This window comes from Ruegeria sp. C8 (assembly GCF_056537565.1).
This window is the reverse complement of sequence record NZ_JBQFRV010000007.1, coordinates 181,980-195,151: the sequence shown is the minus strand read 5'-3', so window position 1 is coordinate 195,151 and position 13,172 is coordinate 181,980. Positions and strand designations below refer to the sequence as shown.

Annotated in this window: 8 protein-coding genes; 2 read left to right on the top strand and 6 right to left on the bottom strand. The window is 59.7% G+C overall.

The genetic code is table 11. From position 1 onward, the window contains the following. The first annotated feature begins 9 nt into the window (after positions 1–9). Positions 10–900: a LysR family transcriptional regulator gene (locus ACR0KL_RS11605; protein WP_170675832.1), complete on the top strand. Its 891-nt coding sequence runs from the start codon at positions 10–12 to the stop codon at positions 898–900. Here ACR0KL_RS11605 and ACR0KL_RS11600 read toward each other — a convergent pair. Together ACR0KL_RS11600 and ACR0KL_RS11595 are read right to left on the bottom strand one after the other, a co-directional pair. Further along, positions 873–1,952 (bottom strand): helix-turn-helix domain-containing protein, encoded by a 1,080-nt coding sequence (locus ACR0KL_RS11600; protein ID WP_170549495.1) that lies wholly within the window; start codon positions 1,950–1,952, stop codon positions 873–875. The two genes, ACR0KL_RS11605 and ACR0KL_RS11600, sit on opposite strands and share 28 nt — an antisense overlap. A 139-nt stretch (positions 1,953–2,091) precedes the next feature. Then, positions 2,092–3,597, bottom strand: a complete 1,506-nt coding sequence (locus ACR0KL_RS11595) for a caspase family protein (protein ID WP_170675833.1) — start codon at positions 3,595–3,597, stop codon at positions 2,092–2,094. 121 nt (positions 3,598–3,718) lie between these two features. On the opposite strand from ACR0KL_RS11595, the gene ACR0KL_RS11590 reads away from it, so the two are divergent. After that, positions 3,719–4,774 (top strand): OmpA family protein, encoded by a 1,056-nt coding sequence (locus ACR0KL_RS11590; protein ID WP_170675834.1) that lies wholly within the window; start codon positions 3,719–3,721, stop codon positions 4,772–4,774. A gap of 2 nt (positions 4,775–4,776) precedes the next feature. On the opposite strand, the gene ACR0KL_RS11585 is transcribed toward ACR0KL_RS11590, so the two are convergent. From ACR0KL_RS11585 to ACR0KL_RS11570, 4 genes are all read right to left on the bottom strand, one after another. Then, positions 4,777–6,708 (bottom strand): caspase family protein, encoded by a 1,932-nt coding sequence (locus tag ACR0KL_RS11585; protein WP_170639697.1) that lies wholly within the window; start codon positions 6,706–6,708, stop codon positions 4,777–4,779. Positions 6,709–6,729: 21 nt separating this feature from the next. Beyond that, positions 6,730–10,371 (bottom strand): two-partner secretion domain-containing protein, encoded by a 3,642-nt coding sequence (locus tag ACR0KL_RS11580; protein ID WP_480777050.1) that lies wholly within the window; start codon positions 10,369–10,371, stop codon positions 6,730–6,732. Next, positions 10,316–12,031, bottom strand: coding sequence for a ShlB/FhaC/HecB family hemolysin secretion/activation protein (locus ACR0KL_RS11575; RefSeq protein WP_480777049.1), 1,716 nt, complete (start codon positions 12,029–12,031; stop codon positions 10,316–10,318). The genes ACR0KL_RS11580 and ACR0KL_RS11575 overlap by 56 nt, the downstream gene beginning before the upstream one ends. A gap of 192 nt (positions 12,032–12,223) precedes the next feature. Beyond that, positions 12,224–13,063: a M15 family metallopeptidase gene (locus tag ACR0KL_RS11570; RefSeq protein ID WP_170675837.1), complete on the bottom strand. Its 840-nt coding sequence runs from the start codon at positions 13,061–13,063 to the stop codon at positions 12,224–12,226. Positions 13,064–13,172 lie beyond the last annotated feature (109 nt).

Here is a 13,172-nt window from a genome sequence, read left to right as displayed (position 1 = left end):
CTGCTCCACATGTTGCCCCGCATCCCATCCCTCAACTGGCTACGCGTGTTCGAAGCAGCCGCCCGCACGGAGAGCTTTTCCCGCGCCGCATCGCAGCTGAACATGTCGCCAGCCGCCGTCAGCCAACAGGTCAAGGCGCTTGAGACCCGGCTGGGCACGCCGCTGTTTCATCGCCATGCCCATGCTGTAACGTTGACGGAAGCGGGGCGAGCCTATCTGCCCTCAGTTCAGCAATCCCTGCTGATGCTGGAAACGGCCACTACCGGGTTGTTCGGTGAGACGCGGGAACAGAGGCTATACGTTCAGTCGGTTTTGTTGTTTGCCCATGGTATCTTGGCCAAAGGCCTGCCCACGTTTCAGACCGCGCAACCTCAGATCAATCTTTCGCTGACCACCGGCAATGCGAATTCGGATTTCACCAATCAGTTCACAGATCTACAGATCGTGTTTGGCAATCCCGCGCTGTTTGGCACTGAAGGAGATGAACTGCTGCACGAGGTTCTGTTTCCCGTCGCCCCGCCTGAGATTGCTGCACAGATCCGTACCCCGCAGGACCTACAGCAATTCACCCTGATCGAAGTATCGACCCATCGTGCCAGCTGGCTCTATTGGTTCGAAGCGCTGCGTTTGCCGACTGGACAGACCCGGTTCTTCTTTGCTGACAACTCGATCATGGCGGCCGAGCTGTCCGCCTGCGGGCTTGGGATCGCACTGGCCCGCGCGCCCGCATCCGACCGTATCATGGAGGGCTCAGGACTCGTGTCCTGCCTGCCCGACCTACAGGTCAGCGGGCAAGAGGCCTATCACCTGATCTATCCCTCTCGTACAGACTTGCGCCGGCCGGCCCGCCTGTTTCGCGACTGGCTGCTGGACTACAGCGCTGCCGTCCAAACGCGGTAGCGTCCCTGCCCCGTGACTTCGCGGACCAAACCACGGCGGGTGAAACGGTCAATGTTGCGTTGTACTGCAGCGCGCGAGGCCTGGGTCAGTTCTTCGGCAAGAGGGGCAGATACCATGGGCCAAGCCCGCAGCGCGTCAATCAGCAATGGCGGCGTGCGACCGCTGAGGTCCGCTGTTGCCTCCTTCGCCCGTGCCTCCCACGCGTTGATACGGTCCAGATGCAATAAGGCTGCGAGGGCCGCCTGACCGGCTCCGGCAATCCAGGCGGCCAGTTTTTCCTCGGGCGACCCAACACCACGCAGCGCGCCCGGACCGGAGAGGGCCAGCGGCATGAATAGCGCTCCGCCCCGCCCCATCGAGGCCGCATGACGCGCTGCTATGACAGCTGCTTCCGTATCCTGACCGGGTCCTTGGGACACGGCCCGCCATGCATGAAAGGCGATTGCGGCCTGCGTGACGGGGTGCAGCGCCTCGACGCTGCGCATCACGTCCGACAGGTCTGCAATGGCCTCCGGCACCTCTTCGATCCCTTGCGCCATCCGGTCCAGAAAGGCGGTCAGCCCGGCCTCCCAGCCATCATGGGAAGGGGCCGCACCTGATGACAGGCGGCGCACCGCCCAACCTGCCCGATACAGGGACTGCACATCATCACCGGTCGCGCCGATCCGCAGACTCGTCCAAAGCGCTAAACGTTCGACACTGATCCGGTCACCGGTCCACCAGCCCAGATCGGATACATCCATCAAGGCCAGACGATGGGTCCACCCTTCCGGCCCCGCCCGCAGTCGCTCATCCAGCGCGCCAAAGGTCACCGCCAAATCCGCAAGCTCATACGACAACCCGGATTGCGCGGCCTGCCACTCTCTGGGATCGAACAATTGCCGCTGATCTGCCCGAGGGCCAGGGGTCAGGAAATCATCCTGTGGCGAGTCATCCTCGGGGGGGAGAAACCACAGATCATCCTCATCCTCGGGGTCACCATCATAGATGCTGCGCGGCCCGAGGTCTTCGGCCTCATCATCAGGTTCGGATGTGACAGGTTTAGGCTTCATTCCCGTATTGTTCGGCTATTTCCGACCACTCACAAGGGGTTTTCCATTTGGATGACCAGCTTTCCCGACATCTATTGGAAAGTCCGCCCAAAAGGCCGCGCTACCACGCCCGATCGCTGATCTAGACTTTAGGGTAGACTTATCCCTGACAACCGCCCATCGCCCACCGGCGCAGGTTGACCTTCAAACCACCGCCAAACGGATGCTGCTTGGCCACGTTGCCTGCCGCTGGGCGTTTGACATAGGTCTGAGCCTGATCGCACAGGGCCTCATGCGTCCACTGGTGGCAACTCGAACAGTTCTGGTCTTTCCACAACTCATCCGGCAGCCCATCAATCGGCGGGAACTGAGGTGAACCCGCTACCAGTTCCTCGATCGATTTGCCCCGGACATGGGTATTGCCGAACGTCAGGATAGATTTCATGGTGACCGCTGCTCCGGCGTCGATGCTGCCCGAATTCTGCGCCTCGGGCGCCTCGACATTGGGTTCTGCTTTGCGAGTCACGGTCTCGCTTTCCAACTGCAGGGCCGCCAGACGTTCGACCGCCTGGTCGGCAAATGCGCCGCTGGGAAAGCTGTGCAGATAGACTTCGTAGGAATGGATCGAATCGTCCACCTGCGCCAGTTCATACATCAGACGGTCCGTCTCGGTCGCTTCCGGGGCCTCTTGCGATGGCGTGGGCGCGGGCAGAGTGCCGAAAGACTCGGCCAAAATCGTCTGCAGCAGATCATTGGCCTGCGATGCATGAGTACTGTCTGGATAGGCCCGCTGAAACAGCATGATCTTCACCGGGTCACGGCTGTTCACGGCTTCCTGCCACTGTTCTTCTTCGGTTTGCTCAGGTTTCGCGATCAGGGTTTCATTCGCGCGTGCAAAGGCGAAATCCTGCGTCAAGGACGAGGTATCCCAAGGCGTTTGCAGCCCCCGCGTTTCGCTGAGAACATCAACGCGCACCTTCTTGAACAATTGCTCAATCGCCATGCCAGGCGTGTCGATATGCTGCGCAAGGCTCAGCGTGAACGGGCTGTTGCCGGTTTCGCCATCCAGCGCAACACCGCCGGGGTCGGTGGCATAGGCGAGAAAAGTACCAGTCGGGGCTTTCATCTCAGCCAGACCGTTGTCATCCATATCTGCCAGATCCTCGAACGGGTTGTTCCGGCAGGCGTCCAGAATGACGATATTCGTTTTGTTGTTGGCCGAGGCCATCTGATGCAGGACCGAACGCGCCTCAACCGCCATCAGATCCAGATCGGCCGGATCGGACAGCGAAACATCTACAGGCAACAAGTAGTTTGAACCGAAAGACTGCACCCCGTGACCCGCATAGTAAAACAGGCCAACGGCGGTTTCGCCGCCCTTGCGCAGGTCACGCCCGAACTGGGCAATGGCGCGCTTCATTTCGATCTGAGTGCTGTCGGACAGATGCCGCACCTCGAACCCGAGCGCGGCCAGCTTCTCCGCCATCAGCCGCGCATCATTGATCGGATTGTCCAGGGCCGAGACCGAACCATAGTCGGAATTTCCAACCACCAGCGCGATTCGCGGCTCGGCCCAAGCCGAACCGGTCCAGAGTATTGCGATCATCGCAAAAAGGGTTCTAAGTACGCGTTGCACCTTTGGTTCTTTGCCTTTTTCTGGTCTCATGGTCCGTGACCCCTTGGGCACCACTCAGCCCGGAAGTACTCTGATATTGTTTTTTGGCTTTCTTATGGCCGTGGCCTGAAATATCCCAATTATAGTATCAAGACTAGGAAGAGGTTCACACATGCCGCGTTTAAACTTGGTGCGAAATACTTTTGCGATGACAGCACTGGTATGTGCAAACACGGCGTGGGGTCAAAGCGCCGATCCCTTCGAACATGGCTGGAAACTGGACGCAGAATCCTCGGAACTGCAGTTTCTTTCGGTCAAAAAGAACGCGATTGCCGAAAATAGCGGCTTTGCAACCCTGACGGGCGTGATCAGCCCCGAGGGTGGCGCCGATATCCGGGTTCAGATGGACAGTGTTGATACCAAGATTGACCTGCGCAACGTTCGCATGCGGTTTCTGTTTTTTGAAACCTTCAACTTTCCCGAAGCGGTGATCACCGCCCAATTGCCGCCCGAGCAGCTGGTCGATCTTCACCAGACCCGGCACAAGATCATCGACCTACCCTATAGCTTGTCCCTGCATGGGGTGAAAAAAGACAGCGTGGCGCAGGTGGCCATCACTTTGGTCGACAATGACCGCGTAGCTGTGGCCAACACGACACCGATTGCGATTGCCCTGCCCGACTTCAACCTTGAGGAAGGGCGCGGCAAGCTCGAAGAGGCCGCCGGTGTTGATATTCTGCCCTTCGGCTTTGTCAGCTTCGGGTTCGTATTCGACCGTGCCCAACCCGGCACACCGCCTCAGCTTGAGGTCGCCTCGGCTACACCAGGGGCTGCTGCGCTGGAAACCAAGGGTGATCTGGATCGTGAGGCCTGCGAAGGTCGGATGGAGATCCTGTCGCGCACAGGCAATATCTACTTCAACTCGGGCAGTGCGCGGCTGACCAATGACTCGATTCCGCTGCTGAGCAATCTGCATGACATTGTCGACCGTTGCCCGGACCTCAAGATCGAGATCGGCGGACACACGGACAGCGATGGCTCGGATGAGGCTAACCGCGTTCTCAGCGAACGGCGTGCGCAGGCGGTCAACACCTATCTGGTCGATCAGGGGATCGCGCCGGAACGTCTGCTGACGGTTGGTTATGGCGAAAGCCGCCCGGTTGTGTCGAATGACACCGCAGACGGCAAGCGTCGCAATCGGCGGATTGAGTTTGTGCCGGTAAACTAGACTCAGTTCTCGGCCAGAATGATCGGGTCGAACCCACCGCTGCGCCATTGCCGCAAGGCCGAAATGAAATTCGGCCCCGGCACGCCGTCGATCGTACTGTTGTAATAGCCCGCCTTTTGCAGCAGCCGTTGAACCTCCATCAGGGTATCGCGCGACCATTGGTCTGAGGCGAGGGACAGCTGATCAAGGATCGCTCCGTTATCCTCAGCAGCTCCGCGCAGAAGCATCCGCGCCGCTTCCAACGGATCACGAGGCACGCCGCGCCCTTCGTCCAGAAGGATCGCTGCCGCCAGATAGCCCTGATATTCGCCATCACGCGCAGCTTTCTGGAAGTAGCCCAATGCTTGCTCGGGCTCGCCAGCGGCACCATCTTGCGCCAGCACGCCAAGATTGAAGGTCGCCTTGGCCGACCCACCTTCAGCGGCTTGCTGCAAGAGCGCGACGGCGCGCGCATCGTCTTTGGGAACGATCTGGCCTTCAAACAGGGTAACGGCGAGGTTGATCATGGCATCCGCGCTGCCCCCTGCCGCCGCGCGCTCGTACAGATCCAGCGCTGTGCCCATGTCCTGAGGGACGCCGGTGCCGCTTTCGTGCAGTTGCGCCAAGGACACCATCGCCCGCAAATCCCCTTCGGCAGCAGCCTGTTTGTAGAGGGTCACGGCACGCTCCACATCCCCCGCAGCGATCGTCGCCCGCGCAAGAAGCGCCACGTAGTGCGACAACTCCGGTGACTGGGCTGCCGCCGCGCTGCACGCCTGGATTGCCGTCAGCGCGTTTTCCTGCAACCGGCTGAACGGAACGCCCGTGATGCTGGCCGTCCGGTCACGGGGATGGGTCGCAAGCCGCTCACAAATGCCGCCCGGCGTGCTGTCCTCGGGCCTTGGGATTGATGCGATCAGCCGCTGCGCCTGCGCGGCGTGGCTGCCGTCGGGGTATTGCTCTAGGTAGAACTCCAGCAGAGGCCGCATCCGGCTGCGTTGAGCCAGTTTCCAAAGACGCTCGGCCTGTTCGTCCTGGTCTTCGACGCTCAGCGCACGGGTCTGGGTGCCGCCCTGCCCGGCCTCATCCAGAAACGCAAAAACCTCAGTGGCATGCGCGCCCTGTGGGTAGCGGTCAATATAGAGCTGCATCAGAGAGGCATCCTGCGCATTGGCCGCCACCTGCCACAGCAAGGTCTCTTCTGATGCTGTCACTGGGCTGTTGTCGAACCGGAATTGCCGCGTCAACGAGGAGTTATCCCACGGGATCTGCCGCCCACCAGTCGCAGCCAGAACATCCTTGCGGACCGAGATCAGCAGGTCCGAGATATCCTGTCCCGGCGTGTAAATATGGCTCAGGAGTGCTTCAGTGAAAAAGCTGTTCCGCCCGGTGCCATCGAAGGCCACGTTGTCGGGCTGCGTGGCGTAGGCGAACAGAAAATCCGCTGCGCTGCCGACACGGGCCAGCCCTTCGTCAACGCTCAACACACCATCTTCGAACGGGTTGTCACGGCAGGCGTCCAGAAACACCAGCCGGATGCCGTCGGACCGTTCCATCCGTGAGACGAACTCCTCCATTGCAACTGTCTGCTCCGGAATATCCGCAGCACTGGTCAGGTTGGCATCGACCGGAACCAGATAATTGCGCCCATCCACCTGAAAGCCGTGGCCTGCATAAAACAGCAGCGAGACATCAGAATCCGCAGCCGTCGCGCCATAGGATTCAGCCAGAGACAGCATCTCATCCCGAGTCAGATCGGTGCCGAGAAACACGTCGAACCCCAGCCCCTCAAGCGCGATGGCCAGATCCGAGGCATCGTTGATCGGATTGTCGAGCGCCCCGACGGTCTGATAATCCGAGTTCCCGATGATCAGCGCCACACGTTTGTCTGCCAGCGCCGCGAGGGCGCTGAACAGGGTCAATAGCATGGCCGCGCAAAGACGGATCAGGAACATGGGCGCAGAGCCTCCGTTGGGTTACAGACCGATGGCGCGCGACAGGCCGATTTCGGCCTGACCAACAGCAGCCACGATTGTATCTACCTGCTGGTTCTGGATGCTGACAAGCTCAGGGTCGGTTGCTCGTATCAATGTGATCGCCTTGCGGATTTCGCGCTGTGCCTGACGGATCTGACGGCGCGCTTCCTGCACGGCCTCGCGGCGGATCGTCTCCCGCTCCTCAGCGGTGGTGGCAAGTGCCAGACGACGGTTCGCATCCTCGCCCGCCGCGCGAATACCCGCGCTTGCGCCACGGATGATATCGCCAACTGATTCCAGACCCGGCGGCAAACCCTGTACGATCGAATCGAGGTCCGAGGCGTATTCGTCCATCGCGTCGGCGATACAGGCCAGATAGGCGCTAACATTGTTGCCCTGTTCCGCACAGGAAGAGATCACCTCGTCAAAGTCCTGCGACGCATTCTCGACCGTACCAAGCGCCGCTTCTGCTTCGGTTGTCGTTGTGGTCGTAGTACCACCGCCGCCACCTCCGCCGCCGGTGATGGTCGTATCCACGGTCGGGGTAATCTCAATAGTTGGGGTCGGCGGGGTCGGAATGACCGTGTTCCCGATGATTGCCGTGCCAGGCAGCGCGGAAACGGTATAGAACACCTCTGAGATACTCAGGAGTGAGCTTGTATCCACGGTATAAGTCGTGGTTCCGTTTTCGGTGCTGGCAAACGTCAAAGTCTCAAAGATCGGGGACGTGTCCAGCGAGTCACCCGACGGCCCGAACCTAAAGACAGAGGGGCCACCAGAAATTGTACCCGTGCCTGTCGTCGTTTCAGCCTCACCTTCGGGGATGAGAAGCGTGTCAGGTACAACGAACAGGACCGGAGAGGTCGTGTAGTGCAGTGGGTTTGTCCCGCCTTCTGACCCGCTCGCTCCAGGCGCCCACGTATTGGTAAAGTCCCAACCTTGAGCCGACGCAAGGTTAAAGAACCCAACCGTATCCTGAAGTTGTGCGGTGGTGAGTGCTGTGCCCCCGGCGCTGGTGGCCAGACCGGAGGAATCGGTGTTCCAGAAGGAACCTGAAACAGATCCAGAGTTTGAACCGACTAACCCACCAAGTGTGGGTGTATTAGGGCCTGAAAAACTCGCACCGCCCGTCGAATAGCTTCGGGCAACTGTGCCGCCATTGTTGAAGCCTACGAGGCCTCCGAGCGTCGCCGAGTCTCCGGGCGCTGAACTCTGGTTGGTGCCCGAGACACTTCCGGTTGCATAGGAATCCTGAACAAGGCCGTTGTTGTCACCCACCAGACCACCAACGGAAAAATCACCAGCCGTAGAACCACTGACGGTTCCTGTAGCGTGAGACCGAGTTATTGTTCCGTTGTTTTCGCCGACCAAACCGCCCGCGACAACCAAGTTGGCCTCGGTCGTGGCCACGGTCACACTGGCTGTCGAGAAACTGTCTATGATTGTGCCATCGTTGAAACCAACAAGACCACCGGCCTGTTCGTCACTACTGCTAAAGCTACCGGATACCGAAACGCCGGAAATCGTGCCGCCATTTGTTCCCGCCAAGATACCACCGCCCCCAGAGGAAACGCTGGCCCCGTTGATGCGCAGGTTTTGAACATTGCCATCAAGATTGTTGAACAGGCCACCGAACGAACTGGTCGAAATGGTGAGGCCGTTTATCGAAAAGCCGTTGCCTTCAAGTGTACCACCCGCATAGTCGATTGGATCGAAAGAACTGAGTGGCGCGGCACTGATAGAATTGGCCAGGGCGTAGTTGTTGCCGTCCGAAATACCTTGAAGGCCAAAAACATCCGTCAGGAGGTATGGAGACCCGGCGGCGCCAGTGCCACCGAGCGCACGGGTGAATGTTGCGCCGGACGCAATATCAAGCGTTCCCGTCGAGAAACTCGGGAGCGTGGAACTTACCTGTGACCAGGCGCCATTCGTAAGCGTAAAGGTATCGACGTCGATTGTACCACCTGCGCCGGTACCAATCGTTGTGGCGGCGTTCAGTTCCAACTCGCCGCTTGTCGCGGTGATCGCAGCGTTGATTGTGATCGAATCATTGGCAAGCAGCGTTAGCCTAGAGCCGTTGCCCCACGTGATCGGATCGTCGACGGTGATCGTGCCGACCTGTGAGTCATCGCCACCAAGGTCGATAGGGTCTCCATCCGGTTGCAGAGTGCCACTTCCGGCGGTCGTCAGAGTGACGTTGCCGAAGCCAAGGTTCGTTTCAATTGTACCCGGCGTGACCGAACCCGGACCGGTTGCCGTGTCAGACACCGTGATATTCGTGGGGTCCAGCAGCAGCGTGCCATATGCACCAAACGGTGCCCGCGTATCAGTCAGGCCATCGTAATTCAGGGCCAGCTTGCCGGACACTTCGACAAAACCACCATCCCCGGCCAAATCGCCGCCGCGGGCCGAGTTGAAGCCCGAGAACGATGTGTAGTCATCCGACCAGATGATGATCAGACCACCATCGCCCTGATCTCCGCCATCGGCGCTGATTACCGTTGCGCTGTCGACCAGCGTAGTGCTGGCCCGCTGCAGATCGCCGCCGCCTTGCAGGTCACCGCCGACGCGGATCTCTCCGCCATTTCCAGCGCCTGCACCGTCTGCGCTCAGGGCCGCACCGGCCAGTTCGATGGCTTCACCGATAATCGTGATCGACCCACCGTTCTGATCGCGGGCCACCGGGCGCGGAGAGGCCTCGACCAGAGTTACTCGCGCCGAGGTATCAATGCGGCCCGACACCTGTACGGCGCCGCCGCTGCCGCCCAGAACAACGGCTCCGGACACGCCACCGACCGAGCGTGCCTCGATCACGCCGGACATATTCACAACTCGGCGCGCTGCATCACGGGCGCTCGCGGCCTTGAGGTGAACGACACCGCCATCCGCCTCGATCCGGCCCGAATTGGTGACCAGAGCCTCCATCGCGGCGTCATCGCTGTTCGAAGGAACCGCAACCTGCAGAAAACCGTCTCCGGATACGTCCAGCGTCACTTGCTCACCCGCGCCCAATCCCACCTTGCCCATCGGGACCCGGATCACACCCGAGTTCGACACTTTGCCGCCGATCAAAGCCGCATAACCGCCGGGAACAACCTGAATCGTGCCTCCATTCTCGACCCCGGCTGAGGCTCCGTTGCCGTTATAGTGATAACGACCGTTCAGAAAGTCATCGTCCGAGATGTTCAGGGTCGAGGCCACAAACCCGCCGGTATTCACATGGCCATTCGGACCGATGAAAATGCCGTTCGGGTTGACCAGATGTACCTGCCCGTTGGCGTTCAGCTGACCGTGGATCTGACTGGTCGTATTCCCGGTGACCCTGTTCAGGATCACGCTTTGCGCCCCCGGCTGATTGATATTCACGGTCGATCCGGAGCCAATCGAAAACCCGTTCCAATTCACGATGGCCGCATTCGACCCCTGCGTGATGTTCAACTGAGTACCGCTGGGTTGGCTGATCGCAACATCACCCGCAGCCACCACCCCTCCGGTCGGGAGGGATTGCGCCAGCGCGGTCGTGCCCCATAGCACGGCCGAGGCCGACAGAAGAAGGCGGCGTGAGACTGTCATAGCTGCGCTACCATCAGAAGCGGCGGCTGGCAGTGATGCTGAACCGGTTTCCATCTTCCCCGAGGTCATCACGTTCCCCCCTCCCATATTCCACTCGTACTGACCCGGACCGATAGGTCGAGTCCTCAATCGTAAACACATCAAAGCCCAGACCGTAGGCATATGCCCGGGTTGTGCTTTGTTCCAGAACAGTGGGTTGTTCTAAACCTAACACGCCGTAAGCCCCAAAAACATAGGGCTTGAAAAGGATCGGAAAGCCGGCAATCTGCGTCTGCTGCGACCGGCCAAGCTCGGCCCGTGCGACCCAGCCGTTGTCCCCGCGCAGGTCGCCCGCGTCAAAGGCCGACAGCTCGCTGGAGCTGGCAACACTGAACTGTTCCGACGTGACCAGCGGATCGCCAAAGCTGGATTGAATCCGGCCATTCACGTTCACGGACCAATTGGCATTCAACGGGCGCTGGTACTGCGCCGACAGCACTAACTTGCTGAATTGCGCGCTGGCACCCTGCCGAGACAAGGGCGTATCCCCCGCCCCGACCGAGGCACTGGCGCCGAACGCATCCAACCCGCGCGACAGAACAGCCCCGGCAGACAGAAACGAGCCGTTGTCATAGGTCCAGCTTGCATCCAGCGTGGCGCGCAAAACGCTGAGGTCATCGTCATAGATCGGCAGCGACCCTGAGGTGGCAATCAGATCCTGCGAGTCGCTGATCCGGTCCAGGATCAGCTGCGACGACAGATTGTGACGCCGCGAGCGCACCCAAGGATAGTAAAGCCGCAGAGAAAAGCGTTCGAATTTACTGGTATTTGGCACCAGTTCCGCATCCGGCTGCGCCTCGCTGAGCGTGTATTCGGCGTTGAACGTCATCCCGTCGTATCCGATCGGAAAGACCGCCCCCGCCGCTGCAATCCGGTACTGCGCATCGCTTGAGAAGAACCGTTTGGGCGAACCGCCGACGCGGAAATAGAAGGTCTCTCCCATCTCCAGCGCGCCGTTGACCTCAAGCCCGAGGTTCAGGTTCCCCGGCCCCAACTCATCCGACAGCGTATTGTCAAAGCCGTAAGAGCCGGTGATCTCTTTGAACTCACCATCCAGCGTCAAAACGGTACCGCCCCGCGCATCGCCCGCCGACAGGGTCGAGGCCAATCGCACGCCAAACGTATCCCCGGCCAGCAATAGCGCACGTTCGATCTGTTGCAGTTTGATGCCCCGTTTGCCGATCAGAGGTTTGGTTATCATCACCACCCGCTCACGCGCCTGCTGCGGCACTTTCTCGGCATCAATGCGTTCGATGAACCCGTCGATCACGACGATGCGCAGCGTGCCCCCATCTCGCAGGGTCTGCTGCGGCAGGACCACCCGGCTGAGGACAAAACCCGCGTTGGTATAGGCGCTTTCCAATCGGTTGGTGGCGGCAAAAATCTCGGACACGGCCACGCGTTTGCCGGTCAGGCGCTCAATGAAGGCCGCATTTGCCGCCTCCATCTGGGGCAGACCATCTTCGATCCGCACCTGACCAACAGTCACAAACAGCCTGTCTGCGCCTTCGGGCACCGGCGCGCCCGGATCGCGCGCTACGGTCACAGGTCCGGTGCTGCGTTGGTTCTGAGGCTGAAAGGTGGACGGGGCAAGGTTCGACGCGCTTTGCGCCTGCGCCACCGTAGAAAACACAGTCGTCGCGATCACGACGCAGGAAGCCAAAACCAGAAAACGACAAATCCGCGTCATGTCAGAAAAACACCCTTCACCCGTACCGGCCCAAACCAATGAGCCAGAAACGTATCGAGGAAATCCCATCGAAGGGACCATGGCAAGGTCGTTCTCAACATTCCGCAGCCCCCTTTGGAATAGATAACGCTTTATTTACTTTGCACCCTATTGCGTCTGTGACGGACTTCACAAAGCGCAAGAAAGGCGCGGTCAGAGCATCCCGGCCTCGAGCCACTCTTCGATCTTATTGCGGCTGACCTCGAAATGCATGGAGTCCTCACGGCCCCAGGCGGCACCCCAGACCCAGCCTTCCTCGCGGAAGAAATCGGCCAGAATAGTCAGACCCAACTGTGTTTTTCCGTCGCCCAGCGTATCCAGAACACCATCGATATTCAGGTCGACCGCAAGACCGTAAGCATGGGCCGAAGCCGAAGACGTCGCCCCGCGAATACGGCGCACACACAACGACCCAGCCGTATTGATACGCGCATAAAGGTCGGGGTCGGTGCGTTGAATGTTCTCGAATACAGCCCGCAGTGAATCAACCGCAGGTTTCAACATCCGCACCCGAACCGGCCCGACCTCTTCCAGCACCAATAGTTCCTCAAGCCGTGGATTGGTCATCGACTGACATTCATCTGTCAGATCCTCGCGCGGCAGGCCGAATGTTTCGCGCAAGAAGGACGATCCGGCCAAGTCCAACTCCCGGTTCACCTTGTTGCGGTTGGCGATCAGGACGACCTGCGCATAAGCGTCAATGATCTCATTAGGCGACGAGCGGTCAAACCCATAGTCATCCGCCGCCGAATTGTCTTGCGGCACGATCCCGGCACCATTTTGGGTGCGCGACACCTCAAGCGAAAGTCGTTCAACCTGTTCGCGCATATCATCCAGCTGTTGGCTGAGCATCTCGATCTCGATCCGGGCGCCTGAATCGATGGCGGGACCTTCGAAATTCTCGTCAAGTGGAACGACCAAAGGAAAGACGTACCAGATGATCGGAGCCAGTATGATGGCCACTCCCAGAATGATCGCCGGAACGATGCGCATTTGCCTGATGTTTCCTGTATTCTGCCACCTTATGAGATGAACTTAAAAGGCTGGGCGCATGATGTCACGCTATTGACCTAAAAATGTCCAGCGCTTGTGTGACATTCTT